This window comes from Colwellia sp. MEBiC06753, assembly GCF_053470325.1.
This window is the reverse complement of sequence record NZ_JBQMTM010000012.1, coordinates 64,589-87,715: the sequence shown is the minus strand read 5'-3', so window position 1 is coordinate 87,715 and position 23,127 is coordinate 64,589. Positions and strand designations below refer to the sequence as shown.

Sequence of the window (23,127 nt, the reverse complement as noted above, 5' to 3'; positions counted from 1 at the left end):
AGCGTTTGGGCAAGGCGATTAAAAGGAACATAGACTTCTATGTGACGTTAATCAACACAGCACAAACGAAATTTATGAAGCGAATTAGGGAAGAAATTATGACATTTCCTGCACAAGTAAAAATTCCTGCCACTTATATGCGCGGCGGCACTTCGAAAGGGGTATTTTTCAACTTAACTGATTTACCCCTGCGTTGTCAGGTACCGGGTGAAGCGCGTGATAATATGTTGCTTCGCGTTATTGGCTCACCAGATCCATATGGCAAACAAACCGATGGTATGGGCGGCGCTACTTCAAGTACCAGCAAAACCGTGATTTTAGCAAAAAGTGAACAAGCTGATCACGACGTTGATTATTTATTTGGTCAAGTGGCGATTGATAAAGCCTTTGTTGATTGGTCTGGTAACTGTGGCAATTTAACCGCAGCTGTGGGGTCATTTGCGATTAACTCAGGCTTGGTTGACCCATCGCGTATTCCAGAAAATGGCGTATGTACAGTACGTATTTGGCAGAAAAATATCGAGAAAACCATTATTGCTCAAGTGCCAATGACTAATGGCCAAGTGCAAGAAACCGGTGATTTTGAACTTGATGGTGTCACTTTCCCTGCCGCAGAAGTGCCGGTAGAGTTTATTGCGCCAGTTGATCCTTCTGAAGCTATGTTCCCAACCGGAAATATTGTAGATGAATTAGAAGTGCCGGAAATCGGTACGTTTAAAGCGACCATGATTAATGCGGGTATTCCAACGATATTTTTAAATGCAAAAGATATCGGTTATAGCGGTACTGAGCTGCAAGATGCGATTAACAATGACGAGCAAGCATTAGCACGTTTTGAAACTATTCGCGCTTATGGCGCAGTTAAAATGGGGTTAATTAGTGATGTTAGCGAAGCTGCGGCGCGTCAGCATACACCTAAAATTGCTTTTGTTGCGCCAGCTGCGCCATACAATGCCGCTAGCGGTAAAGCGATTAGCGATACTGATATCGACTTAAATGTTCGCGCCTTATCTATGGGTAAATTACACCATGCGATGATGGGTACAGCAGCTGTGGCTATTGGCACAGCAGCAGCTATTCCAAATACCTTAGTGAACTTAGCTGCTGGCGGCGGCGAGCGAGAGTCAGTGGTTTTTGGTCATCCATCAGGTACATTAAAAGTTGGTGCTGAGGCCAGTGAAAATAATGGCGTATGGACAGTGAACAAAGCCATTATGAGTCGCAGTGCTCGCGTATTAATGGAAGGTTGGGTAAGAATTCCTGGTGATAGCTTTTAATAGCCCCTTAATTGCAGTTAATGGCAGATGGGAATTCTAGCCTTATAGCTTGAAATACAATGGTAAGCAAAAGAGCAGTTATAGTTATTAGGTTAGCGTCATTGCTTTTTTATTGCCTAGACATTGCGATTACTCGTTACAAATTTGTCATAAAGCACCTCATGTCTGCGTGTTATGATCTAACCTATATTTACAACAGCGTGTGAAACGTTAAGTTTAGGTTCAGCCTTGGTTTGTTAATTCTGCTACCAGCTTAAAAAGTCATTTAAAGGAAGCGTATGTTTAAACAGTTAGTTATCGCAAGTGTTACCACTGCATTAGTGTATGTCAGCGCTACTGCCAACGCCGAAGGCATTCGAGTTATGGGCAAAGCAACGATTAACCAAACGCCGGATCAGTTCAAGTTATCGGTAACCGTATCTGAACGACATAAGGTCGCGCAAAAAGCAAAAATTACCGTTGATGCTAAAACTAAACAGGTGATTCAAGTAGCCAATAAGTTAGGGTTAAATGAGCAGCAAATAAAATCATTGCAAATGACAATATCGCCTATTTACCAACAAAAGCGGGTGAATGTCGGCCATGCTTATTTACCTGCTAACGCTAATAAGCAGTCTTCTGTAGTTAAGCTGCCTATTGCTGAGCAAGAAGACGATGAATATACCGTTGAGTTTGAAGTGCGTCGAGTGATTGACTTACAGTTAAATGCTATTGCTGATTACGATCAGTTATTAGATCAGCTGACCAAAATAGGTGTTAGCCGTATTTCTCCAGTGCAATCAAGTATTTCAAACGCCGAACAGCTTTATAATCAGGCGTTGACCCAAGCTATTGCTAATGCCAAAAATAAAGCAGAACTTTTGGCGAAAAACTTAGGCGTAAGTTTAGGTAAGGTGTTGTCACTAGAAGAACATGGTTATCAAGCGCCAGCGCGTATGATGATGGCTGCCGAAGCCGATGGTTCATCTGCAAAACTTGCCAGCTATGCTGGTTTAGAAAGTATTTCGGCACAAGTAACGGTAACATTTTCTGTTGCAGGCGAATAAATTCGTTCAAATCCGGCAATAATGCTTTAATTTATCGAGCTATCAAGGTATCTTTAGCGCTTTTGTACTATGGCGTAATTAATGGTCTAAATTAATGACTTAATTAATGACTAAGTTAAAGTGCTGTAGTAAAAGACTGTAAATTAAGGCGTAACGTTCAGTTATGAGTTCTATGGATAAAATCGAGTTTTATCGTGAGTTGAATGCACAAGCAAGTGCAATTATTGCCGATGAAACGGATTTAATCGCCAATATGGCAAATGTTAGTGCGCTACTTTTTGACGCTTTAGACTATGTTAATTGGGCAGGTTTTTATCGCTTAATTGATAACGAATTGGTCTTAGGGCCATTTCAAGGCAAAGTTGCTTGTATCCGAATTCCAGTAGGTAAGGGCGTTTGTGGTACTGCTGTGGCTGAAGATGCGACACAACTGGTGGCAGATGTTCATCAATTTAGTGGTCATATCGCTTGTGATGCCGCCAGTAATTCAGAAATTGTCATTCCGGTTAGACATGCTGGAAAAGTCATTGCCGTGCTAGATATTGATAGCGTTAATTTTGATCGGTTTGATCAAGATGACCAAGCTGGTTTAGAGCAATTAGTGAGCAATTTAGAAGCGCAAATTACAGTATAATGAAAGAGTTTATTGTTATTCATGACTACCTTGTTTCAGAAGCCGTTGTTGGCGACTGGGATGGCGAGGAAGAGTTGGTGGCAGAGCGCATTAATGAAATCTACCACGCAATTTATGATATGGCAGAGGACGATATCGACCCTGCAGAATTAAGTAAATTACTTGATTTAGTATGGGATACCTGGATAGGGCAAGAAGAACTTCCAGATATCGATATCGATGATATTTATGACTGGTGTCGACATGTATTGTCAAATCGAGACCAGTATATTCAATAGTAAACAGATAAATAAGTTGTATTATGGAAACTAAACGAACTAGCAGTAAAGAAATTATTGCCTACTTAGCAGAAAAATTTCCGGCGTGTTTTAGCGTAGAAGGTCCGGTAAAACCGTTAAAAATTGGAATTTTTCAAGAACTAGCTGAGCAGTTAAGTGAAGACGAAACTGTTAGTAAAACTCGCTTACGTCAAGCACTGCGTCATTACACTAGCTCATGGCGTTACTTAAAGTCGATTAAAGCTGGCAGCTTCCGTGTTGATCTTACTGGTAGCAATGCCGAAGAGATTGATGAAACCCAAGCTGAGCATGCGTTAAAGACGTTAAAAGAGAGCCAAGATAAATTTGCTAACAAAAAACAGCAAGACAATGGCGAGAAAAAGACGTATAAAAATACTAAGAAAGCTGAACACAAACCTGCTCGTGATAAGTCAAAAGATCAGAAGTTCAAATCAGTTAAGTCGCAACCGAAAAAAGCAGCTAAGCCAGCTGTGCCATTAAAGCCAGTTGAGTCAGCTACGGTAAAAGTTAATCAACAAGTAAAAGTGAAGCTAGGCCAAGCGCCAATGAACGCTACGATTACTGAGATTGCCGGCGACGATATTAGTGTTCAACTTGATTCAGGAATGGTGATTAAAACTCACATTCAAAATATTTTCTCAGAATAATTGAGGTAACAGGCATGCTAAAATTACGTCGTATCGCACTCGCCATATCTATTGCAGTTTCTACTACGGCCTTTGCCGGTAAAGTTGTTGATTCCGACCCCTTACCGACTTTGACGCCAGAAACTCAACATGCAACGGCAAGTAAGCGGATTACGGCGCAATTTACTCGTGCCCATTACAAGCAAGTTAAAGTTGATGACGCACTTTCTAGTGAAATATTTGATCGTTATATCAAGCAGCTCGATTACGCTAAAAATGTTTTTTTAGCCTCTGATATTCAAGGCTTTGAACAATATCGCGATGATTTTGATCAAGTCGTGGTGCGCGGTAAGTTAGACGTTGCTTATGACATGTATAACCTTAACTTGCAGCGTCGACTTGAACGCTATCAATATGCACTTACGTTATTAGATAAGCCGTTTGATTTTACTGCTGACGAAGAATATGTTTTTGATCGTGAAGAGGCAGAATTTCCGAAAACGTCTGCTGAACTCGATGAATTATGGCGTCAAAAAGTTAAATATGATGCGCTGAATTTAACCCTTACCGGCAAAGAGTGGGACAAAGTTCAGGAAATTTTAACTAAGCGTTATAAATATGCAATTAAACGCTTAAAACAAAGTGAAAGTGAAGATGTTTTCCAATTAGTGATGAACAGCTTTGCTCGCGTTGTTGAGCCTCACACTTCTTACCTTTCTCCTCGAAATGCTGAACGTTTCCAAATGGAAATGAACTTGTCACTAGAAGGTATTGGTGCAGTATTGCGTGCAGAAGAAGACTATACCGTTATTCAAAGCGTGGTTAACGGCGGTCCAGCTGATAAATCTAAGCAAATTAAACCGAAAGATCGCATTGTCGGCGTCGCTCAAGATAAAGAAGACTTTGTTGATGTTATTGGTTGGCGCTTAGATGATGTTGTCGACTTAATTAAAGGTCCTAAAGGCAGCAATGTACGCTTGCAAGTGTTGCCTGCTGATTCAGATGATGATTCGAGCATCAAAGTAGTTTCGATTGTTCGCGATAAAATCAAACTTGAAGATCGCGCGGCAAAATCAGAAGTTTATTATGAAAATGAGCTGGAAAAAACCGGCAAAAAGCTTGGCGTAATCACTATTCCAAGTTTCTATAATAACTTATCGCGAGATGTTAAAGCCGAGCTTGATAAACTTAAAGCTGAGCAAGTTGAAGGCGTTATTGTTGATTTACGTGGTAATGGCGGAGGTTCGTTAACCGAAGCAACATTGTTAACCGGCCTATTTATTGATAAAGGCCCAGTAGTACAAGTTCGTGATGGTGCTAATCGCGTTCAAGTTAATGCAGATCGGGACGGCTATACCTATTACGATGGTCCACTAACGGTAATGGTTGATCGCTACAGTGCATCGGCCAGTGAAATTTTCTCAGCTGCAATTCAAGATTATGGCCGAGGTGTTATTGTTGGTGAACATACCTTTGGTAAAGGCACGGTCCAGCAACATCGAGGGCTTGGCCGAGTTTATGATTTATACGAAAAGCCGTTAGGTAGTATTCAATTTACTATTGCTAAGTTCTACCGTATTAACGGTGGTTCAACTCAGCATCGAGGTGTAATGCCAGATATCACATTCCCTTCGGCTATTGACCCTGAAGATTGGGGTGAAAGCAAAGAAGAAAATGCGCTACCTTGGGATCAAATTGCTAAAGCAAGATATAACAAGCTTGATGATTTATCAGCAGATTTAACGTATTTAAACTCATTACATCAAGAGCGTATTAAAGATAATGATGAATTTAATTATTTGCTAAGTGATATTGAAGAATACAAAGCGGAAAAAGATAAAAAGTCTATTTCTCTGAACTTGGCTGAACGTAAAAAACAACGTGAAGAGCGCAAAGTGAAGCAGTTGGCTCGAGCCAATGAGCGCTTGACTATGCTAGGTAGAAAAACAATTGAAGATATTGAAGATTTTCCAGAAGATCTTGAAGACCTTGATCCGTTCTTAGATGAAACGGCAAAAATCACCTTTGATTTAGTGGCACTAGGCAAAGTGGCAAAAAAATAAAAGTGACCCAACAATAATTAAATAGCGTTAAAAAAGCCGCCAGATAGGCGGCTTTTTTATATTGAATATTTGGTCATCCATTACCAGCATTATGGGCTTTTTATACATAATTAACGAATAGTTATTTAGCAATGCTATAAGTGAGTAACTAGTTCTAGTATAATTACTTTAAAAAATGTCTTGCAGTCGTTAGCTACTCTAGGCATGTTATTGAGCCGCTCACTACTATCCCACGACTTTTGAGCGAACAATAAAAATTTTAGGAAATACAAAGATAATGACAAAACAGCAAGATTCGCAGCCTAGAATCCCAAGTATGTTAGATGCGCTTATTCCAATTGTCGCATTAATCACCATGTTATCGACGGCAGTTATTTATTTCGGTGATAACTCTTCTTACGGCCCTAACCAAATCGCGTTATTGATTGCCATGGGCATCGCCATTTTAATTGGCATTAAAAACGGTTTTAGCTGGGCATCTATAGAGAAAGCCATTGTTAACGGTATTTCTATATCTTTAGGAGCCGTACTTATTTTACTGGCAGTAGGCTCACTTATTGGTACTTGGTTATTATCGGGTACTGTGCCAACTTTAGTGTACTTTGGCTTACAGATAATCGACCCAAGTTGGTTTTATGCTGCCGCCTGCCTAGTATGCGGTATCGTTGCAATGAGTATTGGTAGCTCATGGACAACCGCGGCTACGGTCGGTGTTGCTTTTATTGGCATTGCCAGTGGTTTTGAAATGTCGACTGCAGTAACTGCTGGTGCGGTAATTTCAGGTGCTTATTTTGGCGATAAACTCTCGCCGCTTTCTGAAACGACTAACTTAGCGCCCGCTGTCGCTGGTACTGAATTATTTGCTCATATACGTAATATGTTATGGACTACAATTCCTTCTATATCGATTGCGCTAATTCTATTTTTAATTATTGGTTTTAATCATAGCGTTGAAGCGAAAGAGGGCGTTAATAGTATCGATACGCTTATCTCTACTTTAGAAACTACTTACAATATATCAGCCTTAAATTTAATCCCGTTGTTAGTATTATTAACCTTGGCATACAAGAAAATGCCTGCTTTTCCTGCCGTGGCCATAGGTGCGATTATTGGTGCTATTTGGGCGGTAGTTTTTCAGCAGGAATTAATTGCAACAATGGCACAAGAAGGCGTGCAAGGTTTTAAAGCGACCATTATGGTGGTGTGGACAGCGTTTTTTGATGGCGTTGTGGTTAATACCGGCAATAGTGAAATTGATGAATTGCTAAGCCGAGGTGGTATGTCCAGCATGCTGAATACCATCTGGTTAGTTATCACAGCACTAAGCTTCGGTGCGGTGTTAGAGCATCTTGGTATGCTGAAAAAGTTTGTTGACGCTATATTATCAGCAGCGAAATCAGTTGGTAGTTTGATTGCCAGTACGGTAGCAACCTGTATTGGCACAAACTTGATCACTGCCGATCAGTATATGTCGATTGTTATGCCGGGGCGCATGTATAAAGAAGAGTATGAGCGACGTGGTTTACACCCAACCATGTTAAGTCGCACACTTGAAGACTCGGGAACCATTACATCACCACTTATTCCTTGGAATACTTGTGGTGCCTTTATGATGGGGGCGTTGGCACTAACGTCTTACGAGTATATCTTCTATTGCTTCTTTAATTTGATAAACCCAATTTTAGCCATCACCTATGGTTATATTGGATTTAAAATAAAAAAACTAAACCCTAGCCAAGAATCTATTCAAGAGCCTAGTCAAGCGTAAGTTGGCTAGGTAATTATTCAAAGCCTGCTAATTGCAGGCTTTTTTGATACATTTATAAGAGCTACACGCTCCAAGTTCAATGCTTCATCCTGTTGGGAATTTTTTATGTCAGAGTTTACCGCAAAATATTTAGCTGATTACTTACCGCCTGATTTTTCTATTGCTACCGTCGATCTAACATTCGAGTTAGTCGACAACGCTACGTTAGTGACTAGCCAGTTAACCGTGAAAAAAGTACAACCTTTACAAAAGCACCTTACATTAAATGGTGAGCATTTAACGTTGAAAAGTGTTGCTATTGATGGTCAAACATTAACCGAGTCAGATTTTGAGGTAACAGATACCGCTTTAACCATACTTAATGTTGCGGATGAATTTGAATTAACCATAGTCACTGAAATAGATCCCGCCAATAACACCGCGCTTGAAGGTTTATATAAATCAGGTGCCGCTTATTGCACACAATGTGAAGCGGAAGGTTTTAGACGTATCACGTATTATCTAGACAGACCGGATGTGATGGCGGTATTTACTACCAAAGTCATTGCACCCAAAGCTGACTTTCCTTATTTGCTAGCCAATGGTAATCCAATTGACCGTGGTGAACTAAGCGATGGTCGCCACTTTGTTACTTGGCATGATCCGTTTCCAAAGCCTTGTTATTTATTTGCGCTGGTCGCCGGTGATTTTGACTTGCTGCAAGATACCTTTATCACACAATCTGGTCGTGAGGTGGCGTTGGAAATTTTTGTCGACAAAGGTAACAAAGCAAAAGCTGAACATGCCATGACTTCCCTTAAGCATTCGATGAAATGGGATGAACAAGTGTTTGGCTTAGAATACGATCTTGATATTTACATGATTGTTGCAGTTGATTTTTTCAATATGGGAGCAATGGAAAATAAAGGCCTAAATGTTTTTAACAGTAAATATGTTTTAGCTGATAACCAAAGTGCTACCGATACTGACTTCTTTAATATTGAGGCAGTAATTGCGCATGAGTACTTCCATAACTGGACGGGTAACCGGGTTACTTGTCGCGATTGGTTCCAGCTAAGCTTGAAAGAAGGTTTAACGGTTTTTCGTGATCAACAATTTAGCGCCGATATGCATTCAGCTGCGGTAACTCGTATTCAAAATGTTAAAGTATTGCGGGCTCAGCAGTTTGCAGAAGATGCAGGCCCTATGTCTCACCCAATCCGTCCTGAAAAAGTGGTGGAAATGAATAACTTCTACACCTTAACGGTGTATGAAAAGGGCGCTGAAGTTATTCGCATGCTACACACCTTATTAGGTGAAGCTGGCTTTAGAAAAGGAATGGACTTATATTTTAAGCGCTTTGATGGTCAGGCGGTTACCTGCGATGATTTTGTTAATGCGATGGCCGATGCCAATCACAAAGACTTAACCTTATTTAAAAATTGGTATTCACAATCTGGTACGCCAGAGTTAAGCGTTTCACAGTCGTTTGATGCAGCAACGCAACAATTAACGCTAACGGTTAAACAATTTATCGCACCAAGCAAAGTGCAACCTGAAAAGTTGCCATTACATATTCCAATTAAAATTGAATTGATTGAGCAAGTCTCAGGTAATGTACAGTCACACTTACTCGAATTAACTAAAGCGTCAGATACTTGGATTTTTGATGCCGCATCACAGCCGGTTGTTGCTTTCTTAGGTGATTTTTCAGCACCAGTTAACGTTAAGTTCTCACAGACCGATGAAGAACTTTTAGCCGTCGTCAAATTTAGCCAAAATAGTTTCTGTGTTTGGGATGCAGCGCAACAGCTAATGTCTGATGAAATCATCAAATTAATGGCGAATAGCCATGCGACAATCGGTAATGCAGCGCCAAGTTCATTATTTGGCGAGCTAATACAAAGCATTATTACCTCAGCGCATGATGCTGCATTTAAGGCGTTAATGTTAACCTTACCTTCATTTGATGAAATGGTTTCGCGATTATCAGATGTTAATCCACAACAGTTAACTTCGGCGTTAACAGCACTTAAGCGCTATATTGCACAAACCAATGAAACACAACTGCTAGCACTTTATCAAGCGCATATTGAATTATCGACGTTAACACCCGCACAGCAAGTGGCAGCAAAGTCATTGGCTAATTGCTGTTTAAGCTACCTAACTTTATTGCCTCAGCATGAAGCATTAATGTTAACCCGTTATCAGCAGGCTGAAGATATGACAACGCGTTTAGGCGCAGTGCAAGCGGCGATTAAAAACGCCCCGATAGCGTTGGTCGATAAGCTGTTGGCTGATTTTGAACAGCGGTGGCAAAATGACACTTTAGTGATGGATAAGTGGTTTAGCCTAAACGCTAGTATTTGTGATGCTAGTATTTTTGAGCGTTTATCTCAGCTAATGGCTCGTAGTGACTTCTCATTAAATAACCCGAATCGAGCGCGTTCGCTTATCGGGGCATTTGCTATGCAAAACCCACAATATTTTCATGAAGCAAGTGGCAAAGGTTATGCCTTTTTAGCTGAGCAAGTGGTTGCCATGGATAAACTTAACCCACAGGTGGCTTCAAGATTAATTACGCCATTAATTCAGTTTTCATCGTTTGATCAGTACCACCAAGGTTTAATCAAAAATGCATTGGCAGAGATTGCTAAGCAGGAAAACCTCTCAAAAGATGTAAGTGAAAAGCTTGCTGCGGCATTAGCTGAGTAAATTTGAACTGTAGAAAGTAATTAAGTAGTTAAGTAATTAAGCTATTTAAATAAGAATTATGAAATATTACTTTACCATATCAATGTCCGTGGATGAGTTTATGCCTTATTACCGCGGACATGCATCGACTATTATTACCGTTGCCCATAATGGTCAACGTATTCAATTTCCCGCCATGCATCTGAGAAAATTTTTAACTGCTCAGGGAATTAGCGGGCAATTTTGCTTAGAAACTGAAAATAATAAATTTATTTCAATTACTCAGTTATAGGCTTTAGAGCATATGCTTTAAACGCTGGTCAGACCATAAGTGATAAAATGTATTATTAACTGGTTTGACCTGCAATGCCTTAAATTAACTTACTAACGATGTTTTCATCCGTTTTATCTTGTGTTTAAAACGGTCGTTTAAAACAATGTTTGAAGTGGTGGTTGTTATTGTACGAAAGGCATTAAAATTAAGTGGCTACAGTGTTATTATTAGCGCTTGCCACTTTAATTAAATGATGCAATTATTGTTTAATCCACATAGTGGGATCAAAAAAATATAAGAAGTAGAAAATACTTTGTTTCAGGACTGGGGAGAGATTGAATGAAACATAGCCCTCGCGTAACGTTTTTTAAAAAGCCGTTAGCGCTCGGTATTAGTGCCGCGTTAATGGCAATGAGTGTACCAACAGCATCCGCTGCAAAATTCCAATTAGGCAATTTTGACATCAGCTTTGATTCTACCTTTTCATTAGGTACTAGTATTCGTGTTGAAGATAGAAACTGGCAAGACAATGTTGGTAAATCCAATAACCTTAATAATGGTTTTGATTTCAGCAGTTATCACCCGGCATTTAACCCACAGCCAACAGGTGCTGAACTTTGGGATGGCCAAGGTCGATATTCAAATAATGGTGACAACGGCAATTTAAACTTCGATGCTGGCGATGCCTTCTCTACCATTTTTAAAGGCACACACGAATTAGATATTCGTAATGACAATATGGGTGTCTTTATCCGAGGCATGTATTTCTACGACTTTGAAATGTCAGATAATGATCGTGCATGGACTAACCCAACCTCGGGTGTAGTTAATGATCCATGTCGTGATTCAACCGCAAAAGATCAAGTATGTAGCGATATTCGCTTATTAGATGCGTTCTTCTATGGTGATTTTGATATTGGCGAAATGCCATTTTCACTGCGTATCGGTCAGCAAGTAATTAGCTGGGGTGAAAGTACATTAATTTCTCACGGTGTTAGTGAATTAAACCCAGTTGATATTGCTCGTTTAAGAGCGCCAGGGGCTGAACTTAAGGAAGCCTTTATCCCATTCGGTGCAGTTTGGGCGTCATTAGGTGTGACAGAGAATTTTAATATTGAGATGTTCTATCAATATGATTGGGAAGAAACCATTTTACCTGCACCAGGTAGCTACTTCTCAACTAATGATTTTGCTGGTGACGGCGGTCATTACAACAACATCCAATTAGGCTTTTCAAGTAATCCAGATATGGACTTAGACTTTTTATTGTCTGGTCTAAACGGTATTGGCAATATGTTACGCTCTGGCGATCCGGCAATGATTGCGGCAGCATCTGCTGGTTACTTAGCGTATGGAACAAAGTTAACATTAAAAGCTTCTGGTGGTGATGCAACGGTAGAGCCGGATGATGGTGGTCAATACGGTTTACGTTTATCTTGGTATTTACCCGAGCTTAATGATACTGAATTAAGTTTCTATCACATGAACTACCATAGTCGTCGTCCACTATTTTCAGGGGTAACAGCTAACTTTACTACTGAAGCTATTGGTCAAGACTTGGCATACATTTCACAAAATGAAATGAACATAGACAACTATGCTCAGTTGAACGCATTTTCTAAGGTATTGTTAAAGTACCCTGAAGATATCAAGCTTTATGCATTGAGCTTTAATACCACAGTTGGTACTACGGCTGTTGCTGGTGAAATGAGCTACCGTCAAGATGAGCCATTACAAATTGATGATGTTGAATTGTTATTTGCTGCAATGCCGCAACAGTTAGCTAATGCCGGTATTCGTCCTGATCTTGATGGTATTTCACAAATGCCAGTATTTGGTCCTGGCGTAGAAGCAGATGGTTTTATTTTATCGGATACAGTGCAGGCGCAAGTAACACTTACTCATTTATTTGGTCCTAACTTCGGTGCCAGCCAAGTAACAGGTTTATTTGAAATTGGCGGTATCAATATCAATGATATGCCAAACAAAAGCGACTTGCGTTTAAATGGTCCAGGTACTGCACGTAATGGCGGTATTGAAGGTAAGGAAGGTTTAGAGTTAGCTATTCAAGATGGTGTAGAAACTAACCCATTCCCAACCGAATTTGCTTGGGGCTACCGTGCACTAGCAAAACTTGATTACAACAACGTATTTGCTGGTATTAACGTGTCACCACGTATTGTATTTTCACATGATGTTAAAGGGATCACGCCAGATCCACTTTTCTTGTTTGTTGAAGATCGCAAATCAATTGCATTTGGTATCGATTTTGATTACCAAAGCCGTTGGTCAGCGAACTTTGGCTACAACGCATTCTTTGGTGGTGTAGGCACGACTAACCAAATGGAAGATCGTGACTTCATTTCTTTTAGCATCAAGTATTCAATTTAAGAGGCAGAATAATGAAAAAAATCGCATTATTATCGATGGCAGTATCAATAGCATTAAGCTCTACTGCCACTTTAGCCAAGGTTTCTCCAGAAGAAGCGGCAAAATTAACCAAAGAACTAACACCTATGGGCGCGGTTCGCGGTGCTAACGCTGACGGTTCAATTCCTGAGTGGACAGGTGGTATTACCCAAGCACCAGCAGGTTATAAAGTAGGTGATCATCATCCAGATCCATACCCACAAGATAAAGTGCAATACACTGTTACTGCGCAAAATCTTGCGGACTACAAAGAGTTTTTAACTCCTGGGCAAATTAAGTTATTTGAAACTTACCCAGAGACATTCAAAATGAATGTTTACCAAACGCGTCGTAGCGCTTCTTATCCAGAGCATGTCTATCAAGCATCGCTTGATAATGCGACTCGCGCTGAATTAATTGAAGGCGGTAATGGTATTACTCAAGCGGCGGTCGGCACGCCTTTCCCACAACCTAAAACTGGTTTAGAAGCTATTTGGAACCATATTTTACGTTACCGTGGTGAAGCATTAACTCGCCAAGGTGGTCAAGTAGCCCCTACAGCAAGTGGTGATTACACTTATATCGGTTTTGATGAGCAATTAATTTTGCCATACGATGTTAAAGGCGCTAATCCTGAGCAGCTACAAGAAACTAATATCTTGTTTAAGTTTAAGCAAAAGGTATCTGAGCCTGCGCGTATCGCTGGTACTGCGTTATTAGTTCATGAAACCATGGACCAAATTAAAACACCGCGCCAAGCGTGGACGTATAACACTGGTCAACGCCGTGTACGTCGTGCACCAAACGTAGCTTATGATGCACCAGGTACAGCATCTGATGGCTTACGTACTACTGATGATTTCGATATGTATAATGGTGCGCCTGATCGTTATAACTGGACACTTAAAGGTAAGCAGGAATTATTAATTCCATACAATGATTACCGCTTACATAGCGATAGCGTAAAATATTCAGATATCGTTCGCCCTGGCCATATTAACCCTGATCTAGTGCGTTACGAAAAACACCGTGTATGGGTAGTTGAAGCTAACTTAAAATCAGATACTCGCCATATTTATAAAAAGCGTGTGTTCTTTATTGATGAAGATAGCTGGCAAATTGCGGTAACTGATATTTACGATAATCGTGATGAACTGTACCGTGTCGGTGTGGCTCATGGTTTAAATTACTATGAAGTGCCTACACAATGGTCTACGCTTGAAGTATTCCATGATTTACAAGCACGTCGTTATATAGCCATTGGTTTAGATAACGAAGCAAATATGTACGATTTTAGTGCTGAGTTGGATGATAAAGAGTTTACGCCAGCGGCATTACGTAGAGAAGGTCGTCGTTAATAAATAAAGACGGCGACAAGCGGCTGGCTTATACGTCAGCCGTTTTTGTTTAATAAGAGATATAAAATTTAAGTGTGGTTTATTAATGAAGTGTGTAATTGCTGCAATTGTTAGTTGTGTGTTAGTTGCTCAGGCCAATGCTGTTTCACAGCCATTGCCTGCGTTAGAGGCACCACTGGCGAGCAAATCGCTGCTGTTAGATATTGATAATATCGAACAAGCTTTTCTAGTGGCTGTCGGGGAAAGAGGTCATATTTTAAAGTCATTCGATGGCGAAAGTTGGGAGCAACTTCCGGTACCAGTTCAATCAACACTAACTGCTGTGACTTTTGTTGATGCATTACATGGCTGGGCTGTTGGTCACGATGCGGTAATATTAGCAACAACTGACGGTGGTAAGTCTTGGCAAATTCAACAATATTTACCTGCAAAAGAAAAGCCATTACTTGATGTTGTATTTAGAGATAAAACTCATGGTGTTGCCATTGGTGCTTACGGTATGTTTTATCGCACAACTGATGGCGGTGTTACTTGGAATGAAGAATTCCATAGTGAATTTTTGCATGAAGAAGATGTCGATTACTTAAATGAATTAAAATTAGAAGATGAAGAAGCATACTTAGACGAGCGCGCCAGCATTTTGCCGCACTTTAACCGCATGGTAATGGATGGTAGAACTTCGTATTTAGTGGGCGAAGTTGGCTTAATTGCTAAAAGTAATGATTTTGGTCGAAGCTGGCAGCAGTTTGATAGTATTTATGAAGGATCATTTTTCGATATTACCCGTACCCATGAAGGAAATTTATTAACCGCAGGGCTTAGAGGTAACGTTTTTAGAAGCCTTAAAAATGGTACGCCATGGCAGCATATCGAAACAAATTCTACGTCCTTGATTAACGATATAGTGTTAACCGGAGATGACCGCGTGTTATTACTAGGCAACAACGGTACTTTGCTTATCAGTGATAATGATGGTCAAAAATTTAGCGCGCGCCCTCAACCTGATGGTAAAGCCTTAGTAGCAGGTACTTGGTATCGAGATAGATTAGTCGCTGTTTCAGAAGATGGCGTAAAAACAATAACAATCCCGAAGTAGTTTTATGAGCATTAATTCCCTAACCAATAGAATTGAAATAGGTATTTTCCGACATCGAATATTCGTCTTAGCGTTGTTTGCTATTACGACATTGGTACTTTTGTATCAAGCCACTAATTTGCGGTTAGATGCGGCGTTTACCAAAAACATCCCGTTAAATCACCAGTACATGCAAACTTATTTGAAACACCAGAAAGACTTTGGTGGTGCCAATAATATTTTGATTTCAGTGTGTGATGCTGAAGGTGATATTTTTAATGAAACATTTTTTAATGCGTTAAAAGGTGTACACGACCAGCTGTTTTTTATCCCTGGCGTTGATCGCATTCAAGTGAAGTCCTTGTATTCGCCTAGCACGCGCTTTGTTGAAGTTGTCGAAGATGGTTTTGCCGGTGGCCCTGTAATTCCTGCCAACTTTCAACCAACTCCTGAAGGCTTAGCAATTGTAAAGGCTAATATCGAAAAAGCCGGTATTGTTGGTCGAATCGTTGCTGATGATTACAGTTGTGCGATGGTGACATCGTCATTAATGGATATCGACCCTAATACCGGTGAAAAACTTGATACCTTAGTTATCGCACAGCAACTGGAAGAAGAAGTGCGTGCCAAATATGAAAGTGATCAAATCTCTGTTCATATTATCGGTTTTGCTAAAATGGTTGGCGATGTAGCCAATGGTGCCAAAAGTGTGGTTACCTTCTTTGCCATTGCTATCGCGATTACCGCGGTTATGGTGTTTTTCTTCTGTCGCTCGATTAGCTTAACTCTGTTACCAATAGCGTGTTCGTTGATTGCGGTTATCTGGCAAATGGGGATGTTATCAAGCTTAGGCTTTGGTATTGATCCAATGTCGATTCTGGTACCGTTTTTAGTCTTCGCTATAGGCGTAAGTCATGGCGTGCAAATGATTAACTCAGTCGTTAAACAAGTGCGTACTGGTATTAGCTGTAAAGCGGGTGCTCAAAATAGTTTCAGAGCCTTATTAGTGCCAGGCGGTGTAGCGTTACTGTCAGATACCATCGGCTTTATCACTTTATTATCAATTGATATTGGCATTATCAGAGAGTTGGCAATTACCGCGTCAATTGGTGTGGCAATTATTATTTTAACCAACCTAGTTTTATTACCGGTGCTGATTTCTTATATGAATATAAAAGCTACGCCGGCACCGAAACACAAACAGGGTGGTTTGCATAAATCGACGATGTGGCATGTGATGGCGTCATTAGCCACGCGTGGCCCAGCAACGGTTATCCTTTTATTAACTGCAGGTCTTTACCTTTTTGGTTTATATCATGCGCAAAATATGAAAATAGGTGAACTTCATGCAGGGGCACCAGCGCTGCACGAAGATTCGCGCTATAACCAAGATACGTTCCTCATTACTGATCGTTATGCAATCAGTGTTGATTACATGTCAGTGATTGTTGAAACACAAGCCGATGCCTGTACTTCATATGACAATCTAGACATTATTGATCGATTCCAATGGCAAATGGAAAACGTTAAAGGGGTTCAGTCAGCGGTTAGCCTAGCGTCAATTGCTAAAATCGTGAATGCTGGTTACAACGAGGGGAACCCTAAATGGCGTGTACTTTCGCGCAATCAGCAAACCCTAGTGCAATCTATTGCGCGTGTACCTACGACTAGTGGCTTGTTAAACCGAGATTGTAGTGTCATGCCGGTGATCTTGTTCTTGGAAGATCATAAAGCTGAAACGATTAACCGAGTGGTAGACAAGGTCAAAGCGGTTTCCACTGAGCTTGGTACTGATGATATACAATTCAAACTAGCTTCTGGTCCAGTAGGGGTAATGGCGGCGACTAATGAAGCGGTAGAAGCTGCACAATTACCTATGATGCTTTATGTTTATGGCGCGGTAATTTTACTGTGTTTAATCAGCTTTAAGAGCATTCGCGCTACTGTCGTAGTCGTTGTGCCGCTTTATATTGTATCAACGCTTGCACAAGGGTTAATGACTGCGTTAGACATCGGTTTAACGGTGTCAACATTACCGGTTATCGCACTAGGTGTTGGTATAGGTGTTGATTACGGTATTTATATCTTATCAACCATGAGTGGGCGACTAAACGCGGGTGATAGTGTACAACAAGCCTACTTTGCTGCATTGCAAGAGCGTGGCAGCGCGGTACTGTTAACTGGTATCACATTAGCTATAGGTGTATCTACTTGGTTCTTCTCTGCATTGAAATTCCAAGTAGACATGGGCATATTACTGACCTTTATGTTCTTAGTGAATATGTTGGCAGCAATTATTGTGCTTCCTGCATTAGCAGCATTTTTATGGCCAAAACCAAAAAATATTGAACAAACTTCATAATTTTTAAATTGCATAAATAACCACGAAAATGGCCGAAAGGCCATTTTCTATTTAAGCAGTTTGAATAAACAATTAACTCCTTTCCAAAACTCTATTTTACGGGCTTTGTCAGTGGTCTAATTACCAAAAAAACGCTCGCAATACCTTAAATTTCTTAATAAAATTACGCCACATGGTCTATTCTGATGTAAATAGACTTAATTAAGCGCAAATTGTTTAAAAATTCGTAATTTTGTTTTTGACCGCTGCTAAAAGAAAAATAATAAAAAACACTCATGTCAGACAAACAACACGAAAGTTTGAATAGCGCAATAAAGTATTAATGCACGACATTACAACAAATATTCAACGCGTTTTATCCATAAGGAAAGCGACATGGCGTTCGTAGACGGTTTACCCTCAGTTTTATTAAAAAACGTTGCTCAATTTATTCAACAAAAAGTTCCAGCAGAAACTGCTCCATTAGTTGAGCAATTTGCTCAATTGCTTTACGGCAATATTTCTAATGTAGATTTAGCTCATCGTAACGACAGCGATATGTACGGTGCAACAATGAGTTTATGGAACTCATTAAATGGTCACAAAGATGATGCTCCTGTGATCAAAGTATTTAACCCTGAAGTGTCTAAGCATGGTTGGAAATCCAGTCACACCATTATTGAAGTGATTGTTCAAGATATGCCATTTTTGGTTGACTCATTGCGTATTGCCTTAAACCGTGAAGGTTTAACACCACACTTGATGATTAACTGTCCAATGCAAGTGACTCGCGATAAGAGTAATCAAATTACTGGTTTGGCCGCATCAAGCGCGAGTAAGCTTAAAAATGCCAAAACTGAAACAGTATTTTTTATCGAAATTGATCGACTAGACGATAGTAAAGTCTTAGCTGAAATTAAAGCGGAATTACATTCAGTTTTTAGTGATATTGCACTGACGGTTACAGACTGGCAACCAATGCTTAAAAAGCTTAAAAGCCTAATTGATGATATTAAAAAGTCGAATGTTCCTTGTTCAGATGCGGAAAAGAAAGACTCATTAGAGTTTTTAGAGTGGATTGCCAATAATAACTTTACGTTAATGGGCTATCGTTCTTATGATTTAATTACCTTAAAAGGTGACTCTGCGCTAGCGGCGAATGTCGACTCAAGCTTAGGCTTAATGAAAAACTCAAAAGGTACTGATAAGCGCCTTATCTCTTCGTTAAGTGAAGCTGCGCGTAAAATTGCCTTAGGTGATAATTTACTGATTTTAACCAAAACCAATTCACGCTCGCGGGTTCACCGTCCAGCACACCTTGACTATATTGGTATCAAACGCTTTGACAACAAAGGCAATGTTATCGGTGAAGAGCGTTTTGTTGGTTTGTTTGGCTCTGCTTACTACACCAATAGTGCATTAGACTTGCCACTTGTTCGCTCAAAAGTTGCTGGTGTCTGCGAATCTTCAGGCTTTGCCGCTGGCTCACATGCCTATAAAACCCTGATCAATATTCTTGAAACTTATCCGCGTGATGAAATTTTGCAGTCGAGCGTTTCTGAATTATTGCAAAATGTTAAAGGCATTTTGCAAATGCAGGAGCGTGACTTCACTGGCTTATTTGTTCGTCGCGATGCATTTAGTCGTTTCTATTCTTGCATGGTTTATGTACCACGCGAGCGCTATAACACTAAACTGAGAATTGAAACTCAGAAGTTACTGCAAGAAGCATTTGGTAGTAAGGAAGAAGTTGAATTTACTACGTATTTTTCTGAGTCGGTTCAAGCAAGAACCCACTACATTGTTCGAGTTGACAACACTAAAGCAGACATTAACGTGAAAGAAATTGAAAAGAATTTAAATGAGGCTGCACGCAGCTGGGACGACAAATTATCAGCCGCGTTAAGATCTCATAAAGGTGAGTCGAAAGGTAAAGCATTAAGCCGTAAATACTTGCATTTCCCACAATCCTATAAAGATGAAGTGTTACCTGGAACGGCAATTGTTGATATTGAAAAACTAGAGTCAATTGACGAACAATGCCCATTGGCGATGTTGTTTTATCAGCCACAGGAAGAAAAAGCTGGTAGTCGCTTTGTTAAGTTAAAGTTATTCCACAAAGGTGAACCATTACACTTATCTGATGTGTTACCAATGTTAGAAAACTTTGGCCTTCGTGTTATCGGTGAAAGCCCATACGCCATTCGTACCTCTGAAAGTGAAACTTGTTGGATTTTAGACTTTTCAATGTTGCTAACGGGTGATCGTGAATTCAACCTTGAAGAAGTTCAACTATTGTTCCAAGACGCTTTCGCTAAAGTATGGGCTGGGCATTTAGAAGATGATGGTTTTAATCGATTAATTTTAGGTGCAGGTCTTGGCGGCCGTGAAGTTTCTATTTTACGTGCTTTTGCTAAATATGAGCGTCAAATTGGTGGTACGTTTAGCCAAAGCTATATCGAAGATACATTTGCCCGTTATCCAAACTTAGCTGAGCATTTAATTAACTTATTTAATACTCGCTTTAATCCAGATGCTAAACGCACTGAAAAAATCATTGGCAAAATTGAAGAAGATATTGAACAGTCGTTAGATAAAGTAGCGAACTTAGATGATGATCGAATTATTCGCCGCTTTGTCGAAATGATCAGTGCCACGATTCGTACGAACTATTTCCAAAAATCAGAAACAGGTGATGAAAAATCATATATCTCGTTCAAGATTTTACCGGAAAATATTTCAGAAGTGCCACTACCACTGCCAAAATTTGAAATATTCGTATATTCACCACAAGTAGAAGGTGTACACCTTCGTGGTGGTAAAGTCGCACGTGGTGGTTTACGTTGGTCAGATCGCCGCGAAGACTTTAGAACGGAAGTTTTAGGCTTAGTAAAAGCACAACAAGTGAAAAACACCGTGATTGTGCCAGTAGGCGCTAAAGGTGGCTTTGTCTGTAAACAATTACCAAATGGTGATCGCAACGCTATTTTTGAAGCAGGTAAAGAGTGTTACCGCACCTTTATTCGTGGCTTATTAGACATTACCGACAATATTGTTCAAGGTGAAATTATTCCGCCATTAAGTGTTGTTCGTCACGATGAAGATGACCCTTATTTAGTAGTTGCAGCCGATAAAGGTACAGCGACATTCTCAGATATCGCCAATGCCATTTCAGAAGAATACAACTTCTGGATGGGAGATGCTTTCGCCTCAGGTGGTAGCGTAGGTTACGATCACAAAGGCATGGGAATTACTGCAAAAGGTGCTTGGGAGTCAGTTAAACGTCATTTCCGTGAAATGGATATTGATTGCCAAACTACAGATTTTACCGTTGTTGGTATTGGTGATATGGCCGGTGACGTATTTGGTAATGGTATGTTGTTATCGAAACATATTCGCTTACAGGCTGCTTTTAACCATATGCACATCTTTATTGATCCAAATCCAGATGCCGCTTCAACTTATAAAGAACGTGAGCGATTATTTAACTTACCTGGCTGTAGTTGGGAAGATTACAATAAAGACTTAATTTCAGAAGGTGGCGGCATTTTCAACCGTTCAGCTAAATCAATTAAGTTAACGCCACAAATAAAGAAAATGCTTGGCACGCAAAAGCAAACATTAGCGCCTAATGAGTTGATTAAAGCATTGTTGCAAATGAAAGTTGATTTACTATGGAACGGCGGTATCGGTACTTACGTTAAAGGCAGCAAAGAAACTCATGGTGAAGTAGGTGACCGCGCTAACGACTCATTGCGTATTGACGGTAAAGAGTTGCGTGCGAAAGTTGTTGGTGAAGGCGGTAACTTAGGTTTAACTCAACTAGGGCGTATAGAATATGCCGCTAGTGGCGGTCGCATCAATGCTGACTCGGTAGATAACGTTGGTGGTGTTGATTGCTCTGATAATGAAGTAAACATCAAAATTTTACTTAACGTGTTAGTGCAAAATGGTGATTTAACCGTTAAGCAACGTAACAAGTTACTTTATGATATGACTGATGATGTTGCACAAATCGTCTTAGATGACTGTTACGATCAAACGCATTCATTATCAATTACTGCAATGCGCGGTGCGACGCAATTAAAAGAGCAAACTCGCTTTATTCACGAGCTAGAGCGCTCTGGTAAACTTGATCGAGCGTTAGAATTTATTCCAAATGACGATGAAATTGCTGAACGTTTAGCACGTAATAAAGGCTTAACTCGTCCTGAACTTTCAGTATTACTTGCTTACAGCAAAATGGTACTGAAAGAAGATTTAGTTTGCGAAGAAATCACTAATAATCCGTACCACAACCGGTTATTAATCAATGCGTTCCCGAAACTGTTACAAGAAAAGTACGCGTCGCAAATGCAAGACCATCCGCTACGTGCTGAAATTATTGCCACTAAACTTGCTAACAAACTAGGCAATGATATGGGCTTTAATTTTGTTAACCGTATGCGTGAAGAAACTGGTGCTAATGTTGCTGAAATTGCTAACTGTTACACTATGGCCAGCGAAGTGTTTGAAATGGGTAAAGTGTGGGATTCAATTGCCGCATTAGATAACAAAATTCAAACCTCAGTACAAACCGAGATGTTGTTCCAACTGCGCCGAAATGTTCGTCGTGCAACGCGCTGGTTCTTAAGACATCGCGATAAAGGCATGGATATTCAACAAACGATCGACTTCTATCGTCCTACGTTCGAAACCATGGCGAAAAACTTAAGTAAGTTTATGGCTGCGGATGAAGTAGAGCAGTTACAGCATGTTGAAGCTGGTTTAGTCAATGCGTCAGTGCCAAAAGAAATTGCCACGCGTATTTCACAATTAAGCACGTTGTTCTCGGTAATGGATATTGCGGAAATTGCTGATAACGACGGCCGTTCGATTGAGTTAGTTGCAGAGCTATACTTTAAACTAGGCGATCGCTTAAATCTGCATTGGTTCTTAGATCAAATTACCAAGCAGCCAGTAGCGAATCATTGGCAAGCGCTAGCACGTGCTTCATTTAGAGAAGAGTTAGACTGGCAGCAACGTGCTATAACTATGGTGGCATTAAAATCTGATACCGCTAGCAAAGATACTGATGCCTTATTAGCGTCTTGGTTCGAAGAAATAGCTCAACCATTAGGTCGCTGGCAGCATATCTTAGCTGACTTTAGAACATCGCAAACACATGAGTTTGCTCAGTTCTCAGTAGCGTTACGTGAACTAATGTTATTAAGTGTGCATAGCTCAGTACACTAAACATTAATCACTTAGATGAGTTCCAGCTTGCTGGAACTCTTTTTATTTT

General features: G+C 40.2%; 14 protein-coding genes. All 14 read left to right on the top strand.

Annotated features, from left to right (window positions below; all coding sequences use genetic code 11):
* Nucleotides 1-98 precede the first annotated feature (98 nt).
* The 14 genes from prpF to ACOB82_RS10715 all read left to right on the top strand — a co-directional run bounded on the left by prpF (nucleotide 99) and on the right by ACOB82_RS10715 (nucleotide 23,078).
* Nucleotides 99-1,277 carry a 2-methylaconitate cis-trans isomerase PrpF gene (gene prpF, locus ACOB82_RS10780; RefSeq protein ID WP_448212995.1) on the top strand — a complete coding sequence of 393 codons (1,179 nt, stop codon included), beginning with the start codon at nucleotides 99-101 and terminating at the stop codon, nucleotides 1,275-1,277.
* Nucleotides 1,278-1,555: 278 nt separating this feature from the next.
* Nucleotides 1,556-2,323, top strand: a complete 768-nt coding sequence (locus ACOB82_RS10775; protein ID WP_448212994.1) for an SIMPL domain-containing protein — start codon at nucleotides 1,556-1,558, stop codon at nucleotides 2,321-2,323.
* A 172-nt stretch (nucleotides 2,324-2,495) separates the two neighbouring features.
* A complete protein-coding gene (locus ACOB82_RS10770) occupies nucleotides 2,496-2,957 on the top strand; it encodes a GAF domain-containing protein (protein WP_448213040.1) in 462 nt (153 codons plus the stop codon).
* Nucleotides 2,957-3,235 carry a hypothetical protein gene (locus ACOB82_RS10765; protein WP_448212993.1) on the top strand — a complete coding sequence of 93 codons (279 nt, stop codon included), beginning with the start codon at nucleotides 2,957-2,959 and terminating at the stop codon, nucleotides 3,233-3,235. Before ACOB82_RS10770 ends, ACOB82_RS10765 begins: the two co-directional genes overlap by 1 nt.
* Nucleotides 3,236-3,258: 23 nt before the next feature.
* Nucleotides 3,259-3,903, top strand: a complete 645-nt coding sequence (gene proQ, locus ACOB82_RS10760; protein ID WP_448212992.1) for an RNA chaperone ProQ — start codon at nucleotides 3,259-3,261, stop codon at nucleotides 3,901-3,903.
* A 14-nt stretch (nucleotides 3,904-3,917) separates the two neighbouring features.
* Complete coding sequence (gene prc, locus ACOB82_RS10755) at nucleotides 3,918-5,945, top strand: carboxy terminal-processing peptidase (RefSeq protein ID WP_448212991.1); 2,028 nt, start codon at nucleotides 3,918-3,920, stop codon at nucleotides 5,943-5,945.
* Between the two features lie 277 nt (nucleotides 5,946-6,222).
* On the top strand, nucleotides 6,223-7,713 hold the full coding sequence (gene nhaC / locus ACOB82_RS10750; RefSeq protein ID WP_448212990.1) for a Na+/H+ antiporter NhaC: 1,491 nt from the start codon (nucleotides 6,223-6,225) through the stop codon (nucleotides 7,711-7,713).
* Between the two features lie 105 nt (nucleotides 7,714-7,818).
* Nucleotides 7,819-10,407: an aminopeptidase N gene (gene pepN, locus ACOB82_RS10745; protein WP_448212989.1), complete on the top strand. Its 2,589-nt coding sequence runs from the start codon at nucleotides 7,819-7,821 to the stop codon at nucleotides 10,405-10,407.
* Nucleotides 10,408-10,465: 58 nt separating this feature from the next.
* Nucleotides 10,466-10,678 (top strand): DUF2835 domain-containing protein, encoded by a 213-nt coding sequence (locus ACOB82_RS10740; protein WP_448212988.1) that lies wholly within the window; start codon nucleotides 10,466-10,468, stop codon nucleotides 10,676-10,678.
* 321 nt (nucleotides 10,679-10,999) lie between these two features.
* Nucleotides 11,000-13,051 (top strand): DUF1302 domain-containing protein, encoded by a 2,052-nt coding sequence (locus tag ACOB82_RS10735; protein ID WP_448212987.1) that lies wholly within the window; start codon nucleotides 11,000-11,002, stop codon nucleotides 13,049-13,051.
* 11 nt (nucleotides 13,052-13,062) lie between these two features.
* Nucleotides 13,063-14,427: a DUF1329 domain-containing protein gene (locus ACOB82_RS10730; RefSeq protein WP_448212986.1), complete on the top strand. Its 1,365-nt coding sequence runs from the start codon at nucleotides 13,063-13,065 to the stop codon at nucleotides 14,425-14,427.
* 85 nt (nucleotides 14,428-14,512) lie between these two features.
* The gene (locus ACOB82_RS10725; protein ID WP_448212985.1) at nucleotides 14,513-15,523 is read left to right on the top strand and encodes a WD40/YVTN/BNR-like repeat-containing protein; all 1,011 of its coding nucleotides are present in this window, start codon (nucleotides 14,513-14,515) and stop codon (nucleotides 15,521-15,523) included.
* A gap of 4 nt (nucleotides 15,524-15,527) precedes the next feature.
* Nucleotides 15,528-17,864 (top strand): efflux RND transporter permease subunit, encoded by a 2,337-nt coding sequence (locus ACOB82_RS10720; RefSeq protein ID WP_448212984.1) that lies wholly within the window; start codon nucleotides 15,528-15,530, stop codon nucleotides 17,862-17,864.
* Between the two features lie 375 nt (nucleotides 17,865-18,239).
* Nucleotides 18,240-23,078, top strand: coding sequence for an NAD-glutamate dehydrogenase (locus ACOB82_RS10715; protein WP_448212983.1), 4,839 nt, complete (start codon nucleotides 18,240-18,242; stop codon nucleotides 23,076-23,078).
* Nucleotides 23,079-23,127 lie beyond the last annotated feature (49 nt).

Excerpts from the sequence above, each read along its gene's own strand:
- prpF (WP_448212995.1), top strand. The coding sequence starts at position 99 with ATGACATTTCCTGCACAAGTAAAAATTCCTGCCACTTATATGCGCGGC.
- ACOB82_RS10775 (WP_448212994.1), top strand. The coding sequence starts at position 1,556 with ATGTTTAAACAGTTAGTTATCGCAAGTGTTACCACTGCATTAGTGTAT.
- ACOB82_RS10770 (WP_448213040.1), top strand. The coding sequence starts at position 2,496 with ATGGATAAAATCGAGTTTTATCGTGAGTTGAATGCACAAGCAAGTGCA.
- ACOB82_RS10765 (WP_448212993.1), top strand. The coding sequence starts at position 2,957 with ATGAAAGAGTTTATTGTTATTCATGACTACCTTGTTTCAGAAGCCGTT.
- proQ (WP_448212992.1), top strand. The coding sequence starts at position 3,259 with ATGGAAACTAAACGAACTAGCAGTAAAGAAATTATTGCCTACTTAGCA.
- prc (WP_448212991.1), top strand. The coding sequence starts at position 3,918 with ATGCTAAAATTACGTCGTATCGCACTCGCCATATCTATTGCAGTTTCT.
- nhaC (WP_448212990.1), top strand. The coding sequence starts at position 6,223 with ATGACAAAACAGCAAGATTCGCAGCCTAGAATCCCAAGTATGTTAGAT.
- pepN (WP_448212989.1), top strand. The coding sequence starts at position 7,819 with ATGTCAGAGTTTACCGCAAAATATTTAGCTGATTACTTACCGCCTGAT.
- ACOB82_RS10740 (WP_448212988.1), top strand. The coding sequence starts at position 10,466 with ATGAAATATTACTTTACCATATCAATGTCCGTGGATGAGTTTATGCCT.
- ACOB82_RS10735 (WP_448212987.1), top strand. The coding sequence starts at position 11,000 with ATGAAACATAGCCCTCGCGTAACGTTTTTTAAAAAGCCGTTAGCGCTC.
- ACOB82_RS10730 (WP_448212986.1), top strand. The coding sequence starts at position 13,063 with ATGAAAAAAATCGCATTATTATCGATGGCAGTATCAATAGCATTAAGC.
- ACOB82_RS10725 (WP_448212985.1), top strand. The coding sequence starts at position 14,513 with ATGAAGTGTGTAATTGCTGCAATTGTTAGTTGTGTGTTAGTTGCTCAG.
- ACOB82_RS10720 (WP_448212984.1), top strand. The coding sequence starts at position 15,528 with ATGAGCATTAATTCCCTAACCAATAGAATTGAAATAGGTATTTTCCGA.
- ACOB82_RS10715 (WP_448212983.1), top strand. The coding sequence starts at position 18,240 with ATGGCGTTCGTAGACGGTTTACCCTCAGTTTTATTAAAAAACGTTGCT.